Here is a 24,326-nt window from a genome sequence, read left to right as displayed (position 1 = left end):
ACGGCATGCCGCGCCGGATTCGGCGCCGGCGGGAATACCCAGGCCGACGCCATGGCGGCACTCACTCGGGCAGCGCCGGCGCGGTCACCCAGCCAAACCCCTGCAACAAGCCCAACAGGCAACGGCGCGCCACCGCCACCGCCTCATCGCGCAGCGCATCGGCGCGCCAGCCCATTTCGATGGCGTAGCCCGGCATGGCGATCGGGCACGGCAGCAGCCGCAGGCCCGCGACCTCGGCCAGCCCGCGCGCCGCATGCGCCGGCAGGGTGGCCAGCGCCTCCCCGCCGCGCAGCAGGAACGCCAGCGCCGAGAAATGCGTGGTCGCCGCCAGCACCCGCCGGTTCAGGCCCAGGTCGTGCAGCACTTCATCGACCACGCCGATAAAGCCGCCCGACGACACCAGCACGTGCGCACGCCGGGTGAAATCCTCCACTGACAACGCGTCCTGGCCCGGCGCCAGGCTGGCCGGGTCAACCAGGCAGGCATAGCCGCCCTGCCCCACGGTCACGCGCTGCAAGGTCGGCGCGGTCAGGCCGCCGGATGCGATCACCAGGTCGACCTCGCGCGCCATCAGCATGTCGGCCACCAGGCGGCTGTGGGTCTGGCGGAAGATCAATCTCAGTCCCGGCGCCGCCACGGCCAGCGCCGCGATCGCCTCGCGTCCCAGCGCGATCTCGAAGTCATCGGACAACCCCAGCGTGACCGAGCGTCCGCCGAACCCCGCCGCGCCCGGCCGCGCCAGCGACAGGCTCTGCCGGCACTTGTCCAGCGCCTCGCCGATGATCGGCCGCAGTTCGCGCGCCCGCAGGCTGGGCGACAGGCCACGCCCGGTGCGCACGAACAGCGGGTCGGCATAGAGCACGCGCAGCCGCGCCAGCGCCGCGCTGACCGCCGACTGGGTCACGCCCAGGCGCAGCGCGGCGCGGCCCGCGCCGCCCTCGTCGTAGATCGCCTCGAACACCTTGAGCAGGTTCAGGTCGGTCGACTCGATATCGATCTGGTTCATATCATTTATCGCCAGGCAGGATTGATTGATTTTAGGCCGCCCCCGACACTAGGACGCATCGACTCCCCTCCCCCGTGAAAAAGGAACCCCCATGACCGCCACCACCGTCGCCGCGCTGCAGATCGGCGCCTCGCCCGAAGGCAAGGACGCCACCCTGGAACGGATCCTGGCCTTCGAGGCCAAGATCAGCGCCTCGGGCGCCGCGCTGGTGGTCATGCCCGAGGCCCTGCTGGGCGGCTACCCCAAGGGCGAGATCTTCGGCACCCGCCTGGGCTACCGCCTGCCCGAAGGCCGCGACGCCTACGCCCGCTATTACCAGAACGCCATCGACGTGCCCGGCCCCGAGACCGACACGCTGGCCGCGCTGTCGCAACGCACCGGCGCCAGCCTGGTGATCGGCGTGATCGAACGGGCCGGCAGCACGTTGTACTGCACCGCGCTGTACTTCGATCCCGCCACCGGCCTGGCCGCGAAACACCGCAAGCTGATGCCCACCGGCACCGAACGGTTGATCTGGGGCCAGGGCGACGGCTCCACCCTGCCCGTGCTGGAGACGGCCGCGGGCCGCATCGGCGGCGCCATCTGCTGGGAAAACCACATGCCGCTGCTGCGCACCGCCATGTATGCCAAGGGCGTGCAGATCTGGTGCGCGCCCACCGTCGACGAACGCGACATCTGGCAATGCTCGATGCGCCACATCGCCCACGAAGGCCGCTGCTTCGTCATCAGCGCCTGCCAGGTGCAGCCCTCGCCCGCCGAGCTGGGCCTGGACGTGCCCGGCTGGGATCCGCAACGCCCGCTCATCAACGGCGGCTCGCTCATCGTCGGCCCGCTGGGCGACGTCCTGGCAGGCCCGCTGCACGGCCAGACCGGCCTGCTCACGGCGAGCATCGATGTCGACGAGCTGGTGCGCGCGCGCTACGACTTCGACGTGGTCGGCCACTACGCGCGGCCCGACGTCTTCACCCTGGAGGTGGACGAACGCGCCCGCCAGACGGTGCGTTTCATCGGCTGAGTTTTCCACAGGGGCGGTCTTGCATGACGGGCCGCCCGCCCGCGAGTGGTATAGTCACGCCCGCCGGATACCGCAGCGCGCTCGCGCGGCACACCAGGTATCCCATTGCGGTTTCCTGTCGGAACCCCAATGCCCGAGTGGTGAAATTGGTAGACACAAGGGACTTGAATCCATTTGAGCCCTCCGGAGGAAACTCCAGAGGTGTAGCCCGTCAAACTCGGCGAATGCCCTGGACTTGTTCCGAGCCAACGCCGAGCCAAGCCCGGATCGAAAGAACCGGGAAGGTGTAGAGAGCAGACGGCGGGCACCTAAGGCCGCAAGGCTATGGTGAAGGCGTGCTCCAGACCACGAACGGCGCTCCGCGCGCCGGCGGCGAAAGCCGAAGTGGTACGAAAATCCCTCGGCCGCAAGGCCGTACCGGTTCGATTCCGGTCTCGGGCACCATTGCCGTCCCCCCTGATCCGGAGACCTGCGTGAGAGCTGCCGCATTGTTCACCCTGATGTTGCTGTCCGCGGCCTGCTGGCCGGGCGGCGCGTCCGCGAAAGACACGCCGGCCGCCAAGCCCGCCTTCTGGCAACGCGGCGCGGGCCAGCCCTACGAGGTGGCCGACAGCACGGTATGGGACGTGCCCGATCCCGTCTCCGGTCGCGCCTACCAGGTGTTCGTCGCGCTGCCGCCCTCCTACGCCGATCAACCGCAGCGCCGCTATCCGGTGCTGTACGTCACCGATGCCGACTATGCCTTCCCGATCGTGCGGCAGATCGCGCGGCGCCTGAATGGGGAAGGGCCCGCGGTGGAGGAATTCATCCTGGTCGGTCTTTCCTATGCGAAGGGCGACGGTGGCATGCACAGCCGGCGGCGCGACTACACGCCCACGCCGGCCGGCACGAAGGACGCCCCGGCCGCCGACATTCACGGCGAATCCGCGGCCTATATCGCCTATCTGCGCGATGGCGTCGTGCCGTTCATCGCCAGCCGCTACCGCACCGACGAGCAACGGCGCCTGTTCCTCGGGCATTCCTACGGCGGCCTGCTCGGCGCCGAGATCCTGCTGAGCGATCCGCGCCTGTTCACGGGCTACATCCTGGGCAGCCCGTCCCTGTGGTACGACAAGCGCTACATGCTCGGCCGGGAGGTCGCCTATGCCACCGGCCACAAGGATCTGCCGGCGCGGGTCTACATGTATATCGGCGAATACGAGGAAGTCCGCAAGGGCGATCCCCGCTATGCCAGGACCTACAACATGGTGTCGGACACGAAGGCATTGGAAGCGGCGCTGAAGTCCCGCCGCTATCCGTCGCTCAAGCTGCGCGTCGACATCCTGAACAACGAAAACCACCTGACCGTCGCGCCTCGCGGCTTCACGCAGGGCCTGCTATACCTGCTGCCCGATTCTCGGCGCTGACCCCCGATCTTGACCACCCTGCCCGCTACCCCGCCCTTCATCGTCCTGGACGCCTGCGTCCTTATGTCCGGCATCCTGCGCCGGCTGTTGCTGCGCCTGGCCGAGGCCGGCGTGTTCCAGCCCGTCTGGACCGAGCGCATCGGCGAGGAATGGCGCCGCAACGCCTGCCGCATCTGGGACATCCCGCCCGAGGTGATGGCCGAGTTCTGGGCCGAGATGAACGCCCGCTTCCCGCAGGCCATCGAGCATGACACCCAGGTCTACGAAGCAGCCCTGCGCTACAGCGATCCCAAGGACTTCCACGTCATCGCCGCCGGCCTGGCGCGCCGCGCCCGCTGCGGCCTGGCGCAAACGCCCGTGGTGCAGGTGCTGACCTGGAACCTGAAGGATTTCAACCGCTCGGAGCTGCGCCGCCAGGGCCTGGACGTGTACAACCCGGACCGCATGCTGGCGCAATGGTGGCAGGACGGCGCCGACCGCATGCGCGACGCCATCGGGCAGATCCCGGCGGACTACGTGGCGCTGGGGCGCGAGCCCGAGCCGCTGGCCGCGACCCTGCATCGCGAGCGGCTGTACCGGCTCAAGAACCAAGTGGGACGGGACCCGCGACTGGGCGGCGCGTAATTCAATGATCGTGGTTGCTAGCCGCGAAACCGGCCGCGTTGAGGATGTCGATGACTTCCTGGATGTGCTCCGGCCCGCGCGTCTGCAGCACGAAGTCGACCTCCACGTTGCGCACCGGCAGTGAGGTGAACGCGCGCTGGTGATGCACTTCGGTGATGTTGGCCTGGGCATCGGCGATCAGCTTGGTGGCGTGGGCCAACGCGCCCGGCAGGTCGCGCAGGTCGACGCGGATGCGCGCCAGGCGGCCGGCGCGCACCATGCCGCGCTCGATCAGCTCGCCCAGCATCAGCGGGTCGATGTTGCCGCCCGTCAGCACCAGGCCGATGCGCTTGCCCTTGAACCGCTCGCTGCCCGCTTCCTGCGCACGCAGCAGCGCCGCCAGGCCGGCCGCGCCGGCGCCTTCGACCACGGTCTTTTCGATTTCCAGCAGCACCACGATGGCGTGCTCGATGTCGGCCTCGCTGACCAGTTCGATGTCGTCGACCAGCCGGCTGACGATGGGCTGCGTCAGCCCGCCCGGCGATTTCACCGCGATGCCTTCGGCGATGGTGTACTGGCCCTGCGGCATCGACACGCCCTTGACCGCGGCGTACATGGCGGGGAAACGTTCGGTCTGCACCCCGATGATCTCGATGCCGGGCTTGAGCGCCTTGGCTGCGGTGGAGATGCCCGAGATCAGGCCGCCGCCGCCGATGGCGATCACCAGCATGTCCAGCTGCGGCTGGTCTTCCAGCATTTCCAGCGCCACCGTGCCCTGCCCCGCGATCACGGCTTCGTCGTCATAGGGATGGATCATGATGAGCCCGCGCTGCTTGGCCAGCTCGTAGCCATGCGCCTTGGCGTCATCGAAGGTATCGCCGGCCAGCACCACCTCGGCGCCGAAGCGGCGCGTGTTGGCGACCTTCACGGTCGGCGTGAAGCGCGGCATCACGATCACGGCGGGCACGCCCATGCGCTGCGCGTGGTAGGCCACGCCCTGCGCGTGGTTGCCGGCCGACACGGCGATCACGCCGGCGCGGCGCTCTTCGTCAGACAGCGTCAGCATGCGGTTGAGCGCGCCGCGCTCCTTGAAGCTGGCGGTGAACTGCAGGTTCTCGAATTTCAGCCAGATCTCGGCGCCGAAGATGTCGGACAGCGTGCGCGACAGCGTGAACGGGGTCTTGAGCACCTGGCCGCGCAGATTTTCGCGGGCGGTCTGGATGGAAGCGATATCGATCACGATGGAAATCCCGTTAGCGCACCGGCAGGAAATTGAAGAGTAAAAGGCCTTGCGCGTAGTTGATGCCGATACGGCGCGAATTCTCGCCAAGCAGGTTGGCGATCAGGTCGAGCCGGCCGATGATGGCGCCGAACTCGCGCTCGAAACTGAGGTTGGTGGCCTGCTGCGACATTTCATTGGCCAGCAGCAACGGCTCGCCACGGTTGTTGCGGCGCGACGCCAGCAGCCAGGCCGCCGCCTCGACGTTCCGTGCGGCATTGTAGACCCGCTGCCCGTCCAGCGCGTCGGTGGCGTACAGGCGGGTCTTGCCGTTGTGGGCGGCGATGATGGTGTCGGCCAGGCCGTAGATGAAGGCGCCGACCCGGTCGCCGGTGTAGTTGGGGTCGAGCGAGACCGCCAGGATCTGGATGTCGTGCAGGCCGGTCAGGTCGGCCGGCGGGATGCGCACCTCGATCGCGTGGCGGGCGCGCGCCACCGCGGTCGCGTGGTCGGGCGCGCCGGTCTTGCGCCATTCGCGCGGATTGCGGCGGTAGAGCTTGTCCAGCAGGCTGTAGAGGCTGGCCAGGTTGTCGCGCACTTCAAGCGTGACGGTGCGGTTGAAATCGGTCTGGACCAGCTGGTCGGCCGACATGCTCTCGCCCTTGGGAGATCCCTGGCCCGGCCCCGGCGGCGACATGCAGCCCGCCAGCAGCGGCCCGAGCAGCAGCATCGCGGCCGCGGGTGCTCGCCATCGCCTCATGCTCGATCCATCCCTATCCCCCTGTCTGGCGCCTGGCCGGCTTGCGCCGCCGACGCTCGTGTCACGCGCAAGACTTTACCGTAAGGCACGCGAAGATGGGAGATGCGGGGGATTCGAAGACGAAAGGAGATGAATCAGCCTGCGACCGCGCCAAAGAAAAACGGCGCCTCGCGGCGCCGTTTTTCAGCAGGGAAAGGCAGGCCTTATTCGGCTTGCGGTTCCGCTTGCGGGGCGGCTTCGGCAGCGGCTTGCTGCTGCTCGATGCCGCCGATCGCCTTGATGGACAGGCGCAGGCGGCCCTTGTCGTCGGCCTCGATGACCTTGACGCGGACTTGCTGGCCGACCTTCAGCACATCGTTGATGTTGGCGATGCGGTAGTTGGCGATTTCCGAGATGTGCAGCAGGCCGTCGCGGCCCGGCAGCACTTGCACGATGGCGCCGAAGTCCAGCAGGCGCAGGACCGAGCCGTCGTAGATCTGGCCCACTTCGACGTCGGCGGTCAGCTCGACGATGCGGCGCTGGGCTTCCTTGGCCTGCGCTTCGTCGACGCTGGCGATCACGATCGTGCCGTCGTCGGAGATGTCGATCTGGGTGCCGGTCTCTTCGGTCAGCGCGCGGATGGTGGCGCCGCCCTTGCCGATCACGTCGCGGATCTTCTCGGGGTTGATCTTGATGGTCAGCATGCGCGGGGCGAAAGCCGACAGCTCGCCGCGCGAACCGTCCAGCGCTTCCTTCATCTTGCCCAGGATGTGCAGGCGGCCTTCGCGGGCTTGCGCCAGCGCCACTTGCATGATTTCCTTGGTGATGCCCTGGATCTTGATGTCCATCTGCAGCGCGGTGACGCCGTTTTCGGTGCCCGCAACCTTGAAGTCCATGTCGCCCAGGTGATCTTCGTCACCCAGGATATCGGTCAGCACGGCGAACTTGCCGCCGTCCAGGATCAGGCCCATGGCCACGCCGGCCACGTGATCCTTGACCGGCACGCCGGCGTCCATCATGGCCAGCGAGCCGCCGCAGACCGAAGCCATCGACGACGAGCCGTTGGACTCGGTGATTTCCGACACGATGCGGATGGTGTACTGGAAGTCTTCCGGGGCCGGCAGCAGCGGAATCAGCGAGCGCTTGGCCAGGCGGCCGTGGCCGATTTCGCGGCGCTTGGGCACGCCGATGCGACCGGTTTCGCCGGTGGCGAACGGAGGCATGTTGTAGTGCATCATGAAGCGGTCACGGTACTCGCCCATCAGCGCGTCGATGATCTGCTCGTCCTGCTTGGTGCCCAGCGTGGCCACGACCAGCGCCTGGGTTTCACCACGGGTGAACAGGGCGCTGCCGTGCGCGCGGGGCAGCACGCCCAGACGCACGCTGATCGGACGCACGGTGCGGGTGTCGCGACCGTCGATACGCGGTTCGCCGTTCAGGATCTGGCCGCGGACGATGGCCGATTCCAGCGAGAACATGATGTTGTCGACGGTGACGGCGTCCGGCGCCGGCTCGCCCTTTTCGGCGGCGGCGGCGTTCAGCTTGGCCGACACGTCAGCCGACACTTCGCGCAGCTTGGTGGTGCGGGCCTGCTTTTCACGGATCTGGTAGGCGGCGTTCAGGCCTTCCTGGGCGGCCGCGGTCACGGCGGCGATCAGGGCCTCGTCCTTGGCGGGCGCTTGCCAGTCCCAATCGGGCTTGCCGGCGTCCTTGACCAGTTCGTGGATGGCGTTGATGACGGCCTGCATCTGCTCGTGGCCGTAGACCACGCCGCCCAGCATGATTTCCTCGGACAGCTGGTCGGCTTCCGATTCCACCATCAGCACGGCGTTTTCGGTACCGGCGACCACCAGGTCCAGCTTCGACGACTTCAGCTGCGACGCGGTCGGGTTGATGGCGTACTGGCCATCGATGTAACCCACGCGGGCGGCGCCGATCGGGCCGTTGAAGGGGATGCCGGAGATGGCCAGGGCGGCCGACGCGCCGATCATGGCGGCGATGTCCGGATCGATTTCGGGGTTGACCGACAGCGTGTGGATGACCACCTGGACTTCGTTGTAGAAGTCTTCGGGGAACAGCGGACGCAGGGGACGGTCGATCAGGCGCGAGGTCAGCGTTTCCTTCTCGGACGGCTTGCCTTCACGCTTGAAGAAGCCACCGGGGATGCGGCCCGCGGCGTAGGTCTTCTCGATGTAGTCGACGGTCAGGGGGAAGAACGTCTGGCCGGGCTTGGCCTTCTTGGAGGCCACGACAGTGGCCAGGACGACGGTGTCCTCGATCGACACCACAACGGCGCCGGAGGCCTGGCGAGCGATTTCGCCAGTTTCCAGGACGACCGTGTGCTGGCCGTACTGGAACGATTTTGTCACTTTATTGAACATGACGATTATTCCTTACAAATGAAAAACCGTGGCCGTCGCGACATGCGTCGCACCGACCACGGTTGCGTCATGGGGAGCCAGCCCCGTCGATCACTTGCGCAGACCGAGTTTTTCGATCAGTGCGCGGTACGAATCGGGATTGCGGCCCTTGAGATAGTCGAGCAGCTTGCGGCGACGGCTGACCATACGCAGCAGACCGCGGCGCGAGTGATGGTCCTTCATGTGTTCTTTGAAGTGACCGGTCAGCTCGTTGATACGGGCGGTGAGCAGAGCCACCTGAACTTCGGGGGAGCCGGTATCGCCTTGAGCGCGTTGGAACTGCGCAACGATATCGGATTTCTTGATGTCAGCTACGGACATTGATGACCTCTTCGGACATGCGACAGGGCCGAGGCGCCCTGACGTGGTTTGGAAAAAAATCGCTGCCGGCGGTAAGCGTTGTTGCGTTCTCACTGCTGCTTCGAGACTGCCCTGGCAATGCCGGAAAACAAGGCTGAAAGCCCCATTTCATTCCGATCCAGTCCAGCCCCGTTGCCGGCGCAAAGCATCGTGCAAAATCAATACACTTGATAAAGCCTGCTGATTATAGCCGATTCGCTAGAATTACCCCAGTGACACCACCGACCCGCCGCCGGATGTCGCGCCACCGCCTCGGCGGCAGGCCACAGGAGCAACAACATGTCAAATTATTACAAACTTGCCCGCACCACCCTGGCCGCCGCGGCCCTCGCCAGCCTGGCCGCCTGCGCCAACCTGGCCCAGGTTGCGCCCGGCACGCCCCTGGCCGACGTCCAGGCCCAGTTCGGCCGCCCCAACTTCGAATGCCCGCAAGCCAACGGCGGCCGCCGCGTGATCTGGACGCAACAACCCATGGGCCAATACGCCTGGGGCGCCAATGTCGGCGCCGACGGCCGGGTCGACCGCGTCCTGCCACTGCTGACCGATGCCCACTTCAAGGTGCTGGAGCAAGGCCAATGGAGCCCCGAGCGCGTGCGCTGCGAGTTCGGCCCCCCGGCCCGCATCGACCAGGCCGGCCTGGGCGAGAAGCGCGAGGTCATCTGGTCGTACCGCTACAAGGAGAACAGCGTCTGGAATTCACTGATGTATGTCTACATGGGACGCGACGGCACCGGGGTGACCCACTTCCACCCTGGTCCGGACCCGATGTACGACGACGACCGCTTCATGTGGCGCTGATCCTTCCCGGGCCGCCCAAGAAAAAACCCGCCGAAAGGCGGGTTTTTTCTTGGCAGCGCCGGATCAGGACGACTGGCCACGCCGTTCCTGCTGCAGCCGGCGGGCGCGGTTCCAGCGCCAGGCCCAGATGACCCAGCCCGAAAAGCCGTACAGCACGAACAGGCCGAACAGCACCACCGGGGGATCGCTGGAGACGAACACGAACACCGCCACCACCAGCAGGATGCCCCAGAACGGCACGCTGCGGCCCAGGGCGAAGCTCTTGCCGCTGAAGAACGGGGCGTTGGACACCATGGTGATGCCGGCGTACATGGTCAGCGTGAACGCGACCCAGGCCATCACACTGTCGTGGATCGGCAGCTTGTTGTCGACCGCCAGCCACACGAAGCCGGCCACCAGCGCCGCCGCGGCCGGGCTCGGCAGGCCCTGGAAGTAGCGCTTGTCGACCACCGCGATATTGGTATTGAAGCGCGCCAGGCGCAGCGCGGCCCCGGCCACGTAGACGAACGCCGCGAGCCAGCCCCAGCGGCCCAGGTCGTTCAGGATCCATTCGTACATCACCAGCGCCGGCGCCACGCCGAACGAGGTCATGTCGGACAGCGAGTCGTATTGCTCGCCGAAGGCCGATTGGGTGTTGGTCAGGCGGGCCACCCGGCCGTCCATGCCGTCCAGCACCATGGCCACGAAAATGGCGATGGCGGCGACCTCGAAGCGGTTGTTCATGGCCTGCACCACGGCATAGAACCCCGCGAACAACGCCGCGGTGGTGAATGCGTTGGGCAGCAGGTAGATGCTTCGGTGGCGGTTCTCGGAATCGCGCATGGAAAAATTGGGCATGGTCTCAATTACTTACGACAGACATTGAAAGGTTAACTCATCTGGCCCCACAACGGGCCGCAGCAAGGGGCATGCCCGCCGCGATCCGGCCCCGCCGGCGCGAAAAGCCCGCCCGCGCCCCGGCGGCGCGCCCGCCTTCGCGCACTTTCTGCGCAAATAAAAACGGCATGCCCTCGCGAGGCATGCCGCTTTCGGCCGGTGCGCGCGGGGCGCAAACCCCGCGCGGAAACCGGAATCAGTTCTTGGACTTGTCCACCAGCTTGTTGGCGGCGATCCAGGGCATCATGGCGCGCAGCTTGCCACCCACCACTTCGATCTGCGATTCCGCGTTGATGCGGCGGCGCGAGGTCAGCGTCGGGGCGCCGGCGGCGTTTTCCAGGATGAACTTCTTGGCGTATTCGCCGGTCTGGATGTCCGTCAGGCACTGGCGCATGGCCTTGCGGGTTTCGTCGGTGACGATCTTCGGGCCGGTTTCGTACTCGCCGAACTCGGCGTTGTTCGAGATCGAGTAATTCATGTTGGCGATGCCGCCTTCATAGATCAGGTCGACGATCAGCTTCAGTTCGTGCAGGCACTCGAAGTACGCCATTTCGGGCGCGTAGCCGGCTTCCACCAGCGTGTCGAAACCGGCCTTGATCAGTTCGACTGTACCGCCGCACAGCACGGCCTGTTCGCCGAACAGGTCGGTTTCGGTTTCTTCACGGAAGTTGGTTTCGATGATGCCGGCACGGCCGCCGCCGTTGGCGCTGGCGTACGACAGGGCCACGTCGCGCGCGGCGCCCGACTTGTCCTGGTACACGGCCACCAGGTGGGGCACGCCGCCACCCTGCTTGTAGGTGTTGCGCACCGTGTGGCCGGGGGCCTTCGGGGCGATCATGATGACGTCGATGTCTTCACGCGGCACGACCTGGCCGTAGTGGACGTTGAAGCCGTGGGCGAAGGCCAGGGCGGCGCCCGCCTTGATGTTGGCGTGCACTTCCTTGTTGTAGACCGAGGCGATGTTCTCGTCGGGCAGCAGCATCATGACGATGTCGGCCGACTTGACGGCGTCCGCCACTTCCTTGACTTCCAGGCCGGCGTTGGCGGCCTTGTTCCACGAGGCGCCGCCCTTGCGCAGGCCGACGATGACCTTCACGCCCGACTCATGCAGGTTCTGCGCGTGCGCGTGGCCTTGCGAGCCATAGCCGATGATGGCAACGGTCTTGCCTTTGATGAGGGAGAGATCGCAGTCTTTGTCGTAGAAAACTTTCATGGGGTGCTCCAGATATCTTGGATATTCGTTGGTTCGTATGTAGGGTGCGGCTTGGCCTGGAAGGCCGGTCAAATCTTCAGAATCCGTTCACCGCGGCCGATGCCGGACACGCCGGTGCGCACGGTTTCAAGGATGGCACTGCGGTCCAGGGCTTCCAGGAAGGCCTGTACTTTTTCCTGCACCCCGGTCAATTCGATGGTGTAGGACTTGTCGGTCACATCGATGATGCGCCCGCGGAAGATGTCCGCCATGCGCTTCATTTCCTCGCGTTCCTTGCCGACCGCGCGCACCTTCACGAGCATCAGCTCGCGCTCGATGTGCGCGCCTTCGGTCAGGTCCACGACCTTGACCACGTCCACCAGGCGGTTCAGGTGCTTGGTGATCTGCTCGATGACTTCATCCGAGCCGGTCGTGACGATGGTCATGCGCGACAGCGTGGCGTCCTCGGTGGGCGCCACGGTCAGGGTCTCGATGTTGTAGCCCCGCGCCGAGAACAGGCCGACCACGCGCGACAGCGCGCCGGGCTCGTTTTCGAGGAGGACGGAAATCACGTGCTTCATGGTGGCCTCCTTACAGGTCTTCAGAGCCGAGCAGCATTTCGGTCAGCCCGCGGCCGGCCTTGACCATCGGCCACACGTTTTCGGTGCGGTCGGTGATGAAGTCCAGGAAGACCAGGCGCTCCTTGTGCTTCTTGAACGCTTCGCGCAGCGCCGGCTCGACGTCGGCCGGGCGCTCGATGCGCAGGCCCACGTGGCCGTAGGCCTCGGCCACCTTGACGAAGTCGGGCAGCGAATCCATGTACGACTCGGAGTAGCGCGAGCCGTAGTCGATCTGCTGCCACTGCCGGACCATGCCCAGGAAGCGGTTGTTCAGGCAGACGATCTTGGGCGTCAGGCGGTACTGGGCGCAGGTCGACAGTTCCTGGATGTTCATCTGGATCGAGGCCTCGCCGGTGATCACGGCGATGTCATGACCCGGATTGGCCATCTGCACGCCCATGGCGTAGGGCAGGCCCACCCCCATGGTGCCCAGGCCGCCGGAGTTGATCCAGCGGCGCGGCTTGTCGAACTTGTAGTACTGCGCCGCCCACATCTGGTGCTGGCCCACGTCGGAGGTGACGAAGGCGTCGCCGCCGGTCACTTCCCAGAGCTTTTCCACCACGTACTGCGGCTTGATGACCTCGTCCGAATTGGCGAACTTGAGGCATTCCTTGCCGCGCCAGGTCTCGACCTGCTCCCACCACTTGGCGATGGAAGCCGGCTTGTGCTCGGCGGCGGCGGCCTCGTACTGCGCGCTCAGGTCGGCCAGCACATCCTTGACGTTGCCGACGATCGGGACGTCCACGCGCACGCGCTTGGAGATCGACGACGGGTCGATATCGATATGGATGATCTTGCGGGCGTTCTGGGCGAAGTGCTTGGGATTGCCGATCACGCGGTCGTCGAAACGGGCGCCGATGGCCAGCAGCACGTCGCAGTGCTGCATCGCCATGTTGGCCTCGTAGGTGCCGTGCATGCCGGGCATGCCGACGAACTGGCCGCTGCTGGCGGGGAAGCCGCCCAGGCCCATCAGGGTGCTGGTGCAGGGAGCGCCCAGTTGCGACACGAGCTTGTTCAGCTCGGGCGCGGCGTTCGACAGGATGACCCCGCCGCCGGTGTAGATCATCGGCCGCTCGGCGGCCAGCAGCATCTGCACGGCTTTCTTGATCTGCCCCTGGTGGCCCTTGTTGACGGGCGCGTAGGAACGCATCGAGATCTCGCCCTTGGGCGGGGTGTACTTGCACTGCGCGACGGTGATGTCCTTGGGGATGTCCACCAGCACCGGGCCGGGACGGCCGGTGCGCGCGATGTAGAACGCGCGGCGCATGGTTTCGGCCAGGTCCTTGACGTCACGCACCAGGAAGTTGTGCTTGACGCAGGGACGGGTGATGCCGACGGTGTCGCATTCCTGGAAGGCGTCCTCGCCAATGGCCGCAGTGGGCACCTGCCCGCTGATGATGACCATGGGGATGGAGTCCATGTAGGCGGTGGCGATGCCGGTGACGGCATTGGTCACGCCCGGACCGCTGGTCACGATGCAGACGCCGACCTTCTGCGACGAGCGCGAGTAGGCATCGGCCGCGTGCACGGCGGCTTGCTCGTGACGAACCAGGATATGCTGGAATTTGTCCTGCTTGAAAATCGCGTCGTAGATGTAGAGCACCGCGCCGCCAGGGTAGCCGAAAACGTGTTCCACGCCTTCATCGGCCAGGCAGCGCACGACGATATCGGCGCCATTCATTTCCATGTTGTCTTTCCTTTCAAAACCGGCCCTGCAACCCTGACTGCTGCGCGCCCGGATACGGCGGCAACTGAACCCATACCGGCTACGGCAACATGATCCGGCGCTTAGCGGCTCACGGAGCCACGCCACCCGGACACCCTGCCGACCCGGCACACGCTCGACAGAACGCAGTGCTAACGCCCCTGGGGGACGCTGGAGGTCGAAATGGAAGCCTTGGCAACACACGCTTGTGGCGCGGCCAACGGCAAATGTATCTGCTGCAGGATGGCTGGGAGGTGACCCTGGCCATCCGCCTCATCGCACCGGTTTCGGATAGGCAGACCGGCGCAAGTGGAGCAATTTACCGCGTTGCGTCAAAGCTAGCAAATCGAGGTTTCGCGGACGTTGCACGGAAGTCGCGCCGGCCACTGCGGGAAAGTCTGGTAACCATCCGACCCCTAAAACGCAGCCAGCCTCTCTATACTTGACGCGTCACCCGGAACCGAGCCCCGCCGCCCATGGATCTGCGCATTGCCAGCATTCGCCGCTTCCTCTACAGCCACTACTTCTTCGGAGGGGTGCGCCAGGGGGTCGGCATGCTGTTGCCGGTGCTGGTGCTGGGCGGACTGTTCGGCCACTACACCACCGGCCTGGTCGCCACCTTCGGCGCCCAGTGCCTGGCCATCATCGACCAGCCCGGCGGCCCGCAGCGGCATCGCACCAACGAGATGCTGGGCGGCGCGGCGCTGGGCACGCTGACCGTCATCATCACCGGCCTGGCCTCGACCCATCCCGTGCTGATCTGGCTGGTGGTCATCGCGCAGTGCTTCGTCTATTCCATGTTCACGGTGTTCGGCAAGCGCGGCGGCCTGATCGGCTTTGCCGGCCTGCTGCTGATGACGCTGACCATGCATTCGCCGCTCGAGGCCCACGAGGTGCTGGCGCACGCCGCCGCGACCCTGGGCGGGGCGCTGTTCTACGTGGCCTTCAGCCTGGGGTTCTCGCGCCTGTTCTGGCTGCGCGAGGAGCAGCAGGCGATGTCGGTGGCGTTGTTCGCCACCGCCGATTATGTCGCCGCGCGCGCCGCGTTCTACGACGAGACCGCCGACCTGGACGAGGCCTACCGCAACCTGATCCAGCGCCAGTCGATCATGACCGAGAAGCACCAGGCCGCGCGCGACATGGTGCTGCGCGCCCTGCCCCGCGGCAAGGGCCTGGGCGACCGCCGCCGCGTGATGATCTGGAACATGTTCGTCGACATGCTGCAACTGCTCGACACGCTGGTGGCCACCCACACCGACTACGCCGCGCTGCGGCGCGCGCTGGCCGGCAACGACTGCCTGATGTTCATGCGCGACGCGCTGGTGAAGATGTCGCTGGAGCTGAACCGCATCGCGCTGGACGTGTCGCGCGGCCGCAAGGTGCAGTACCGCAGCAGCGCCAAGGCCGAGCTGCGCGCCATCGAATACGAGATCGAACAGCTCAAGCAGCAGGGCCTGGGCGAGCGCGAGCCGGAAATGCTGGCGCTGATCGTGCAGGTGCTGCGGCGGCTGCGCAACTCAGCCCGCATCGTCGACCGGCTGGCCGACCACACCGCCGCCTCGCCCCACGCCCAGCCCACCGACGTGCTGCGCATCAACAAGTCGCTGACGCGCTTCATCTCGCGCCAGGAATTCCGGGTCGGCCTGCTGACCAGCAACCTGCGGCTGGATTCCCCGCATTTCCGCTATGCGCTGCGCGTGACGGCCGCCGCCGCCATCGCCATGACGCTGGCCAGCCGCTGGCTGTCGCCGGCGTTCTCGGCGCACAACTACTGGATCATGCTGACCATCGTCATCATCATGAAGCCGGGCTTCGCGCTGACCCGCCAGCGCAACGGCTGGCGCCTGATGGGCACGCTGATCGGCTGCATCTGCGCGCTGCTGCTGTTCAACGTCACCGACAAGCCCGCCATCCTGTTCGCGGTGCTGATGGGCGCCTGCATCATGGGCAACAGCATGGTGCAGCTGAACTACATGGCCAGCGCCATCTTCAACACGCTGTTCGTGGTGCTGGTGTTCCACTTCGTCTCGCCCGGCACGGTGTCGATGTCGGTGATCGGCGAACGCGCCATCGACACGCTGATCGGCTGCGCGCTGGCGCTGGTGTGCAGCTACATCCTGCCGTGGTGGGAGGCGCGCTACCTCAAGCCGCTGGCGGCGGCCGCCACCCGCGCCAACCGGGAATACCTGATGGCCGGCATGCGCTACGTGGAAGCGATGCAGACGCATGGCGCGCCGGTGGGCGCGGCCGCCGACGCGACGCCCGCGGTCACCGACGCCGACCTGGCCTGGCGCCTGGCGCGCAAGAACGTGCACATCGCCTTCAGCAATTTCGCCGAGGCCTTCTACCGCATGATGAGCGAGCCCAAGTCGCACCAGGTCAGCGTGCCAGAACTGAACAACCTGCTGATCCAGAACCACGTGCTGGCCTCGCAGATCACCGCCGCCATTCCCATCCTGGCCGCTTTGCCGGCCACGCCCGAGGCGGTGCAGCGGGCGCTGGCCGGCATGGTCGACCTGCTGGACGAGAACCGCGCGCAGGCGCCCGCCGACCTGCCCACCCAGTTCGACACCGAAGGCGAACAGGCGGCGCTGGTCTATCCGGTCAAACAGATGCTCAAGGCCACCCACATGATCCGCCAGGAGCTGCACGCGCTGGCCGATCCGCAGCACGCGCCGCCGGTGGCGGCGCCGGCCTGACGCATCCACGCACGCTTCCAGCACAAAAAAAGCCGGCCCCGATCAGGGGCCGGCTTTTTACCTGGCGCGTCCGGATCGCTCAGAGCTTGCGGCGGAACACCAGCTTGTTTTCGGTGGAGGCCGAGGCGTCGTACTGATAGCCTTCCAGGTCGAAGCCGTGCAGGCCCTCGGGCTTGGACACCTTGTGCAGGATGGCGTAGCGCGCCATCAGGCCGCGCGCGCGCTTGGCGTGGAAGCTGATGATCTTCCAGGCGCCGTTCTTCCAGTCCTGGAACACGCACTGCACCACGCGCGCCTTGAGCGCCTTCAGGTCGACCGACTTGAAATACTCTTCGGACGCCAGGTTGACGATGACCGGCGCCTTCTGGCCGGCCTGGCGCTCGTTGAGGTAGTCGGCGATGCCGCTGCCCCAGTATTCGTACAGGTTCTTGCCCTTGGGCGTTTCCAGGCGCGTGCCCATTTCCAGGCGGTACGGCTGCATCAGGTCGAGCGGCCGCAGCACGCCATACAGGCCGCTGAGGATGGCCACGTGTTCCTGGGCCCAGTCCAGCTGCCTGGCCGACAGCGTCGAGGCCTCCAGGCCTTCATACACGTCGCCATTGAAGGCCAGCACGGCCTGGCGCGAATTGGCCTGCGTGAAGGTGCGATTCCAGTGGCCGTAGCGCTGCACGTTGAGCTCGGACAGGGCCGGGCTCAGGCTCATCAGTTCGGCGATGTCGTCCGCGGTCTTGGTCTTCAGGACCTTGATCAGGCCGGCGGCCTGGTCCACGAACAGCGGCTGGGTGTGCGTCTCGACGTGCACCGGCGAGTCGTAGTCCAGCTTCTTGGCGGGGGAAAGCAGAAACAGCATTCGGAGATTCCTTTGATCAGCGCGCCGTCCAGCCGCCATCGACGGAGACGGTCGTGCCGGTGATTTGCGCGGCGGCATCGGAGGCCAGGAAGACGGCCGTGCCGCCCAGTTGTTCGGGCGTGACGAATTGCAGCGACGGCTGCTTTTCGCTGAGCAGTTCGCGCGCGGCGGTTTCCTGGTCGACGCCGTTCTTTTCGGCCAGCGCCGAGATCTGCTTTTCGACCAGCGGAGTGCGCACCCAGCCCGGGCAGATGGCGTTGGCGGTGATGCCCTGGCCGGCGGTTTCCAGCGCGGTCACCTTGGTGAAGCCCACCACGCCGTGCTTGGCGGCGACGTAGGCCGACTTGTTGGCCGAGGCCACCAGGCCGTGCGCCGAGGCGATGTTGATGATGCGGCCGAAGCCCTGCTTCTTCATGTGCGGCAGCGCGGCGGCGGTGCCATGGAACACGGCCGACAGGTTCAGCGCCAGGATGGCGTCCCATTTTTCGGTGGGAAAGTCCTCGATCAGCGCGGTGTGCTGGATGCCGGCGTTGTTGACCAGGATGTCGATGCGGCCCATCTGGCGCACCGCGTTGTCGACCAGGCCGCGCACGGCCTCGCCCTTGGACAGGTCGGCGCCGTCGTACAGCACCTTGACGCCATGCTGGGCGGCCAGGCCGGCGCGCACCTTTTCGATCTCGGCGGCGTCGCCGAAGCCGTTCAGGACGATATCGGCGCCCTGCGCGGCCAGCGCGGTGGCGATACCCAGGCCGATCCCGCTGGTGGAACCGGTGACGACTGCGACTTTTCCTTTGAGCATAGATGTTCTCCTGTGGCGGGGCGCGGAAGGCGGGCGGCGGCCGGAACGCGCCGGCCGCCGCCGTGGGCGAAACACGGGCTGAAAAACAGCGTCAAGTGTAGCTGCCCGGCAAGGCGCCCATCATGCCATGCCCCCACGCGGCGCGGGGTCAAGGATGCGGCGACGGGGAATCCGGCGGCTCCGCCTGGCGCGGCGGCGGCGCGGAATCCGACCGGTCCTGCGCCGTCTCGGCGGGCGGCGGCGCCGGCAGGTCCGCCATGCCCCCCAGGCGCTCCGGCACGCGCTCGAGCAGCTTGATCAGGATCGGCACCACGCCCATCGACACCGCCACCACCACCGCCAGCACGTCGCGCTGGTCCAGGTCCATCAGGCGGTTGCTCCAGGCCTCGTTGAAGATGGCGAAGCTGAATTCACCGCCCTGCGCCAGCACCATGGCGAACAGCAGGCGGTGATAGCGCGGCAGGCCCAGGAACCGCGCGAAGCCGTACAGCACCAGCGCCTTGACCAGCAGCAGCGCCGTCACGCCCGCCAGGATGAAGGCCCAGTGATCCGCCACCACGTGCAGGTTCACGGACATGCCGATCGCGACGAAGAACAGGCCCAGCAGCAGCCCCTTGAACGGCTCGATGGCGTTTTCCAGTTCGTCGCGATAGCGCGACTCGGCCATCAGCACCCCCACCAGGAAGCCGCCCAGGCCCGCCGACAGGCCGGCGTAGTTGAACAGCTGGGCGGCGCCGATCACCATCAGCAGCGCCGCCGCGGTGAACAATTCCTTCAACTGCGCCTTGGCCGCCCAGCCCAGCAGCCGCAGCCGGTAGGCCACCGCCACCACCGCCACCGCCACCAGCGCTTCCTTGAACGACGGCTCCGACGCCTGGCCGCTGCCCAGCAGTCCGGCCGCCACCAGCATCGGGATCGCCGCCATGTCCTGGAACAGCAGCACCCCCAGCGCCGAGCGCCCCATCGGCGTGCGCGTCAGGCCGCGCTCTTCCAGCAGCCGCATGGCCACCGCGGTGGACGACAGGGCCAGCGACAGCCCGCACAGCACCGCCACCTGCCAGCCCATGCCGGCCAGATGGCGCAGCGCGGCGCCGAACACCAGCCCCAGCAGCAGCCCGCAGGCCAGCATCTGCGACGCCCCCAGCGTGAACACCTCGTGGCGCATGGCCCACAGGCGCCGCGGCGCCAGCTCCAGGCCGATGATGAACAGCATCATCACCACGCCCCACTGCGACACATTGACCATGTCGCCCACGTCGGTCACCAGCTTCAGGCACGACGGCCCCACCAGCACGCCGGCCAGCAGGTAGCCCGGGATCGCGCCCAGCCCCAGCCGCTGGGTCAGCGGCACGCACAGGACGGCGGCAAGCAACAGGATGAGGATCAGATTCATCGGCGCGAGGCGTGCGGATCGAGACAGTCCGATTCTGCGCAAAGATTGCCCAACGGGAAAGCCGGGGAAACCGTCTGAAGCGCCCGACATCGAAAGGCTTTACACAAAAGTTTTTTTTGCTGTAGAATTGCGGGCTTCGCTGCTCCGACAACGCAGATTCTTCCGACCAGGAATCTGATCGTGGGAAACCAGGAACCGCTGATGGGCTCGCCCCTGATACCGGCCACTGGAATTTCACCGTTGCGGAACCCAGCCACGGAGAGGTGGCAGAGTGGTCGAATGTACCTGACTCGAAATCAGGCGTACGGTATCCCCGTACCGTGGGTTCGAATCCCACCCTCTCCGCCAGTATTCAAAAAAGGCCAATCCCTCGGGATTGGCCTTTTTCTTTGCACGCTTGCCGCGGTATTTTCCCCTAATCCCGCCCTACCCCTCGGCCACGATCTTCGCGTCCTGGATGGTCTTGGCGTACTTGCGCTGCTCGTCGCGCATGAAGTCGGCGAAGCGCTGCACGCTGCCGCCGCCGTCTTCCGCGCCAACCTGCGCCAGCTTTTCCTGCACGTCGGCCATGGCCAGGACGCGGTCGATGTCCTGGTTCATGCGCGCGATCATGTCGGCGGGCATTTTGGCCGGACCCACCATGCCGAACCAGATGCTGGCCTCGAACCCGGGGTAGCCCTGCTCGGCCACCGTCGGCACGTCGGGCTGGCTCTTGGAACGCTGCTGCAGCGTCTGCGCCAGCGCCAGCACCTTGCCGGACTGGATCAAAGGCGTGGCCGTGGTCATGCCCTCGAAGCAATACTGCACGTGGCCGCCCAGCAGATCGTTCATCAGCGGCGCCGAGCCCTTGTAGGGCACGTGCAGCACGTCGATGCCGGCGCGGGCCTTGAAAATCTCCAGCGCCAAGTGCTGCGCCGACCCGCTGCCGGCCGAACCGAAGATGATCTTGCCGGGTTGCGCGCGGCACAGCGCCACCAGCTCGGGCAGCGTCTTGGCCGGCTGCGCCGCGCCGCCGATCAGCAGCGTCGGCGTCTTGCCCACCAGCGCGATCGGCGAGAAATCGCGCTCGGCCGAATAGGCCAGTTTGGGCTGCAGGCCCGGCGCGATGCCGTGGCTGTTGACATGCGCCATCAGCAGCGTGTTGCCATCGGGCGGCTGGCGCGCCACCTGCTCGGCGGCGATGATGCCGGCCGCGCCGGCGCGGTTCTCGACGATCACCGGGATGCCCCACATCACGCCCAGCTTCTGGCCCAGCAGGCGCGCCAGCACATCGGTGCCGCCGCCCGCCGGAAATCCCACCACGATCTTGACCGGCCCCGGCGGCAGCGGTTGCTGCGCCCTGGCCGATGGCAGGACGAGCGCCGCCCCCAGCGCCGCGGCGCCGGTAATGAATTCCCTACGTTGCATGGTTGTCTCCTCGCGCGCCGGGTCCATGCCCGGCGACTGTTGGTAAGCCTTGCCCGCCGCGGCCGGCTGGGCCGCGGCGTCCTGCGGGTCCTGCTGACGCGGTCAGGCCGCGGGCGCCGCCAGCCGCTGGGCCAGTTGCGCCGACTGCGCGGCGTCCAGCTCCACCAGCGGCGGCCGGACCGTGGCCCAGACCGGATCGTTGCGCCGCTGCGCGATCGCGGCTTTCATGGCCGGGATCATCGGGTACGACTGGAAGATGGCGCGGGTCTCGTTCAGGGCGCGCTGCCGGTCCTCGGCGCCGGCCTCGCGCCACGACCGGTACAGCGCGACGATCGGGCCGGCATTGACGTTGCCGGTGGCGGTGATGCAGCCCGCGCCTCCCGCCCGCATGGTTTCCAGCAACACCGTTTCGGTGCCGGCGAACACGTCGAAGCCGCGCGGCTGGAAGTCGCGCAGCATGGCCTGGGTGTTGGCCCAGTCGCCGGAACTGTCCTTGATGCCGGCGACGATGCCGGGAAATTCGCCCAGCAGCCGGTCGATCAGGCCCAGGCTGATCGGCACGCCCGACACCGGCGGGATGTGATACAGGTAGATGCGCAGGCGCTCGTCGGCGACCCGCTCGATCACGTGGGCGAAGGCGCGGAACAGGCCCTCGTCGCTGACGCCCTTGTAGTAGAACGGCGGCAGCATGAGCACCCCGCCGCAGCCGGCGCCGACCGCGTGGCGGGTCAGCTCCACCGCGTCGGGCAGCGCGCAGGCGCCGGTGCCGGGCATCATGCGCGCGGCCGGCAGGCCGGCATCCAGCAAGGCATCCAGCAGATGGCGCTTTTCCGCCACGCTGAGCGAATTGGCCTCGGAGTTGGTGCCGAAGATCGCCAGCCCCGCGCCCTGTTCCAGCAGCGCGCGGCAATGCCCGACGAAGCGCGGCGCGCTGGGCGACAGATCCGCGTTGAAGGGCGTGAGGACCGGGGAATAGACGCCTTGCGGCCGGCCCGCGGCTCGTGTGCTCATGAAGACTCTCCTGTCAGCGGCCGATACGGGTCCACTTGCCGTAGCGTTCGACCATGCGTTCATCGAAACCGAATCCCAACCCCGGCTCCTGGTGCAGCACCACGCGACCCTGCTTGTGGGTCAGTTGGCGGTCCACCAGCTTGCGGAAATTCAGGACCTGGTCGTCCCAGAAAAATTCAACATAACGCGCATTGGGCGTGGCGGCCACCAGCGGCGCGTGCACGTCGTGGAACCAGTGCGGGCACACCACCACGCCGTAGCTCGCCGCGGTCGCCGCGATGCGCTTCCATTCGGTGATGCCGCCGCACACCGCCGCGTCGGTCTGCAGGATGCCGGCCGCGCCCTTGTCCAGCAGCTCCTTGTGATACCAGCGGCCGTAGCCGATCTCGGCGGTGGCGATAGGCAGGTGCGTCAGGCGCGCCAGCTTGGCGTGGCTGTCGATGTCGTCGGGGCCGAACGGCTCTTCGATGAAGTACGGCTCGTACTGCTCGAAGCGGCGGATGTACTGCATGGCCTGGGTCACGTCCTGCCAGGCGTTGTTGCAGTCCATCATCAGCTCGACGTCCGGCCCGACGGCCTCGCGCGCCGCCTTCAGCCGCGCCTCTTCCTCGCGCGGCGACAGGCGCCCGGTCTTCATCTTGACGGCGCCAAAGCCCTTGGCGACATAGCTGGCCATTTCCTCGCCCAGGTGCTGCGGCGTCTTGCCGTCCAGGTAGTAGCCGCCGCTGGCGTAGGCCGGCACCGACTCCAGCTCGACCGCGCCGAGGAACTTGTGCAGCGGCAGCCCCGCGGTCTTGGCGTTCAGGTCCCACAGCGCGATGTCGAGCGCGCTGAGCGCGCGCATCACCGTGCCCTGGCGCCCCTGCAGCAGGGCTTCCTGGTACATGGCCTGCCACAGCCCTTCGACCGCGTGCGAGTCCTTGCCCAGCAGCACCGGCGCCAGCAGGCTCTGCACGGCGGCCTCGAAGATCGCGCCGCCGGCGCTGCCGACATAGCAGAAGCCGATGCCTTCGACGCCATCGGCGCTGCGGACCTTGACCAGTCCGTAATGGCGGGTGGAGACGGTGCGGTTCGAAAACGAGGTGACCTTGTCCAAGGGCACCGCGGCGGCGCAAACGTCGATGGATTCAATGATGGGCACGGCTGGCTCCTGATAACGGGAATAGTGCGGGTTGCGCTGCCGGCGCGCCTTGCGCCGGCGCAACGCTCAAGCGCATTCTTGCCGCCGCCAAAGAAACAAACAATTATCTTGATCCATATTTAGAATATGGAAAAAAAATCTTCCCAGGGCGCCAGACGATGGATTCGAGATTCCTGCAGACCTATGTGCACGTGGTGGAGCTGGGCTCGATCGCGCAGGCCGCGCGCCACCAGGGGCTGACGCCGGCCACCGTGCAGCAGCGCCTGCGCGCGCTGGAAGCGGACATGGGCAGCGCGCTGATCGCGCGCTCGGGCCGCACGGTCAAGCCGACCGCGGCCGGCACCCGCATCCTGGAACGCGCCCGCAACGTGCTGCGCGATCTGCGCGACCTGCGCTCGGCGGCCACCGAGTCCGACCTGCCGGCCGGCCCCTTGCGCCTGGGCGCCACGCCCACGGCGCTGACCGGCATCATGCCGCCGGTGCTGCGCACCTGGGCGGCGCGCCATCCCCACATCGAGATCTATATCGAGCCGGCGCCCACCACCCTGCTCTACAGCAAGGTGCTGGCCGGCGAACTGGACGGCGCGCTGCTGGTGCACCCGCTGTTCGCGCTGCCCAAGTCCTGCGTCTGGCGCGACCTGCGGCGCGAGCCGCTGGTGCTGGTGACGCCGGCCGACATGGTGGTGCCCGACCCGCTGGCGGTGATCGCGCGCGAGCCCTATATCCGCTACGACCGCAGCGTAGTGGGCGGCCGCATGGCCGACGACTACCTGCGCGCCCGCGACCTGCGGCCGCACGTGCGCTTCGAGCTGGACGGCATCGACTCGATCGCCAAGCTGGTGTCGGAGGGATTGGGCGTGGCGCTGCTGCCGGACTGGGCCACCACGGGCGCTTCCGCCCCGGTCAGGCGCTGGCCGCTGCCGGGCCCCTGTCCGGCGCGCAGCGTCGGCGCGATCTGGCCGCGCTCGGGCGTGCGCTCGGAATTGATGCGGGTGTTCGTGGAGATGGCGGAACGCCAGGCGGCGGAGCGCTGACCGGCCCGCGCGGCATGCATGCGGCCAGGGGCC

At 67.0% G+C, this 24,326-nt stretch carries 21 protein-coding genes and 1 tRNA gene; 7 read left to right on the top strand and 15 right to left on the bottom strand.

Translation table 11 applies throughout. From position 1 onward, the window contains the following. Positions 1-61: 61 nt before the first annotated feature. Positions 62-1,006 (bottom strand): LysR substrate-binding domain-containing protein, encoded by a 945-nt coding sequence (locus H0523_RS01195; RefSeq protein WP_054433447.1) that lies wholly within the window; start codon positions 1,004-1,006, stop codon positions 62-64. 91 nt (positions 1,007-1,097) lie between these two features. Here H0523_RS01195 and H0523_RS01190 point away from each other — a divergent pair, with 91 nt between their 5' ends. The 3 genes from H0523_RS01190 to H0523_RS01180 all read left to right on the top strand — a co-directional run bounded on the left by H0523_RS01190 (position 1,098) and on the right by H0523_RS01180 (position 4,051). Next, positions 1,098-2,021, top strand: coding sequence for a carbon-nitrogen hydrolase family protein (locus H0523_RS01190; protein ID WP_054433448.1), 924 nt, complete (start codon positions 1,098-1,100; stop codon positions 2,019-2,021). Between the two features lie 473 nt (positions 2,022-2,494). Further along, entirely contained in the window at positions 2,495-3,427 is a 933-nt protein-coding gene (locus tag H0523_RS01185; protein WP_231689870.1) for an alpha/beta hydrolase, read from the top strand. A gap of 63 nt (positions 3,428-3,490) precedes the next feature. After that, the gene (locus H0523_RS01180) at positions 3,491-4,051 is read left to right on the top strand and encodes a PIN domain-containing protein (protein ID WP_054433449.1); all 561 of its coding nucleotides are present in this window, start codon (positions 3,491-3,493) and stop codon (positions 4,049-4,051) included. 1 nt (position 4,052) lies between these two features. Here the strand turns inward: H0523_RS01180 and H0523_RS01175 are convergent, their stop codons facing one another. The 4 genes from H0523_RS01175 to rpsO form a co-directional block, all read right to left on the bottom strand. Then, on the bottom strand, positions 4,053-5,270 hold the full coding sequence (locus tag H0523_RS01175; protein WP_054433450.1) for a threonine ammonia-lyase: 1,218 nt from the start codon (positions 5,268-5,270) through the stop codon (positions 4,053-4,055). A gap of 13 nt (positions 5,271-5,283) precedes the next feature. Continuing rightward, entirely contained in the window at positions 5,284-6,009 is a 726-nt protein-coding gene (locus H0523_RS01170) for a hypothetical protein (protein WP_054433451.1), read from the bottom strand. A 203-nt stretch (positions 6,010-6,212) separates the two neighbouring features. Continuing rightward, on the bottom strand, positions 6,213-8,369 hold the full coding sequence (pnp, locus tag H0523_RS01165; RefSeq protein ID WP_054433452.1) for a polyribonucleotide nucleotidyltransferase: 2,157 nt from the start codon (positions 8,367-8,369) through the stop codon (positions 6,213-6,215). A 90-nt stretch (positions 8,370-8,459) separates the two neighbouring features. Beyond that, a complete protein-coding gene (gene rpsO, locus H0523_RS01160) occupies positions 8,460-8,729 on the bottom strand; it encodes a 30S ribosomal protein S15 (protein ID WP_006223612.1) in 270 nt (89 codons plus the stop codon). 318 nt (positions 8,730-9,047) lie between these two features. Between rpsO and H0523_RS01155 the strand changes: the two genes are divergently transcribed. Continuing rightward, on the top strand, positions 9,048-9,566 hold the full coding sequence (locus H0523_RS01155; protein ID WP_054433453.1) for a hypothetical protein: 519 nt from the start codon (positions 9,048-9,050) through the stop codon (positions 9,564-9,566). A gap of 63 nt (positions 9,567-9,629) precedes the next feature. On the opposite strand, the gene pssA is transcribed toward H0523_RS01155, so the two are convergent. The 4 genes from pssA to H0523_RS01135 form a co-directional block, all read right to left on the bottom strand. Next, positions 9,630-10,403, bottom strand: a complete 774-nt coding sequence (gene pssA / locus H0523_RS01150; RefSeq protein ID WP_006389119.1) for a CDP-diacylglycerol--serine O-phosphatidyltransferase — start codon at positions 10,401-10,403, stop codon at positions 9,630-9,632. A 235-nt stretch (positions 10,404-10,638) separates the two neighbouring features. Further along, on the bottom strand, positions 10,639-11,655 hold the full coding sequence (gene ilvC / locus H0523_RS01145) for a ketol-acid reductoisomerase (RefSeq protein ID WP_054433454.1): 1,017 nt from the start codon (positions 11,653-11,655) through the stop codon (positions 10,639-10,641). Between the two features lie 68 nt (positions 11,656-11,723). Further along, positions 11,724-12,215: an acetolactate synthase small subunit gene (ilvN, locus tag H0523_RS01140; protein ID WP_006217868.1), complete on the bottom strand. Its 492-nt coding sequence runs from the start codon at positions 12,213-12,215 to the stop codon at positions 11,724-11,726. A gap of 10 nt (positions 12,216-12,225) precedes the next feature. Continuing rightward, positions 12,226-13,995 carry an acetolactate synthase 3 catalytic subunit gene (locus H0523_RS01135; RefSeq protein ID WP_255353196.1) on the bottom strand — a complete coding sequence of 590 codons (1,770 nt, stop codon included), beginning with the start codon at positions 13,993-13,995 and terminating at the stop codon, positions 12,226-12,228. 440 nt (positions 13,996-14,435) lie between these two features. On the opposite strand from H0523_RS01135, the gene H0523_RS01130 reads away from it, so the two are divergent. Further along, entirely contained in the window at positions 14,436-16,658 is a 2,223-nt protein-coding gene (locus H0523_RS01130) for an FUSC family protein (RefSeq protein ID WP_054433455.1), read from the top strand. A gap of 79 nt (positions 16,659-16,737) precedes the next feature. Here the strand turns inward: H0523_RS01130 and yaaA are convergent, their stop codons facing one another. From yaaA to H0523_RS01115, 3 genes are all read right to left on the bottom strand, one after another. After that, positions 16,738-17,508, bottom strand: coding sequence for a peroxide stress protein YaaA (gene yaaA, locus H0523_RS01125; protein ID WP_054433456.1), 771 nt, complete (start codon positions 17,506-17,508; stop codon positions 16,738-16,740). A 16-nt stretch (positions 17,509-17,524) separates the two neighbouring features. Beyond that, on the bottom strand, positions 17,525-18,307 hold the full coding sequence (locus H0523_RS01120) for a 3-hydroxybutyrate dehydrogenase (RefSeq protein ID WP_049071820.1): 783 nt from the start codon (positions 18,305-18,307) through the stop codon (positions 17,525-17,527). A 148-nt stretch (positions 18,308-18,455) separates the two neighbouring features. Beyond that, on the bottom strand, positions 18,456-19,700 hold the full coding sequence (locus H0523_RS01115) for a cation:proton antiporter domain-containing protein (RefSeq protein WP_054433457.1): 1,245 nt from the start codon (positions 19,698-19,700) through the stop codon (positions 18,456-18,458). A 257-nt stretch (positions 19,701-19,957) separates the two neighbouring features. On the opposite strand from H0523_RS01115, the gene H0523_RS01110 reads away from it, so the two are divergent. Beyond that, positions 19,958-20,048 (top strand) — tRNA-Ser (locus H0523_RS01110). Positions 20,049-20,126: 78 nt separating this feature from the next. Here the strand turns inward: H0523_RS01110 and H0523_RS01105 are convergent. From H0523_RS01105 to H0523_RS01095, 3 genes are all read right to left on the bottom strand, one after another. Then, on the bottom strand, positions 20,127-21,107 hold the full coding sequence (locus tag H0523_RS01105; RefSeq protein ID WP_054433065.1) for a Bug family tripartite tricarboxylate transporter substrate binding protein: 981 nt from the start codon (positions 21,105-21,107) through the stop codon (positions 20,127-20,129). A 102-nt stretch (positions 21,108-21,209) separates the two neighbouring features. After that, positions 21,210-22,118 (bottom strand): dihydrodipicolinate synthase family protein, encoded by a 909-nt coding sequence (locus H0523_RS01100; protein ID WP_054433064.1) that lies wholly within the window; start codon positions 22,116-22,118, stop codon positions 21,210-21,212. A 13-nt stretch (positions 22,119-22,131) separates the two neighbouring features. Beyond that, the gene (locus H0523_RS01095; RefSeq protein WP_054433092.1) at positions 22,132-23,259 is read right to left on the bottom strand and encodes a mandelate racemase/muconate lactonizing enzyme family protein; all 1,128 of its coding nucleotides are present in this window, start codon (positions 23,257-23,259) and stop codon (positions 22,132-22,134) included. A 158-nt stretch (positions 23,260-23,417) separates the two neighbouring features. Between H0523_RS01095 and H0523_RS01090 the strand changes: the two genes are divergently transcribed. Beyond that, positions 23,418-24,293: a LysR family transcriptional regulator gene (locus H0523_RS01090; protein WP_054433063.1), complete on the top strand. Its 876-nt coding sequence runs from the start codon at positions 23,418-23,420 to the stop codon at positions 24,291-24,293. The last annotated feature ends 33 nt before the right edge of the window (positions 24,294-24,326 follow it).

The sequence above is a fragment of the Achromobacter insuavis genome, assembly GCF_902859645.1.
Classification (GTDB): domain Bacteria; phylum Pseudomonadota; class Gammaproteobacteria; order Burkholderiales; family Burkholderiaceae_B; genus Achromobacter; species Achromobacter insuavis.
Note: the sequence above shows the minus strand (reverse complement) of the source record. Positions and strands in the feature narration are given on the sequence as shown.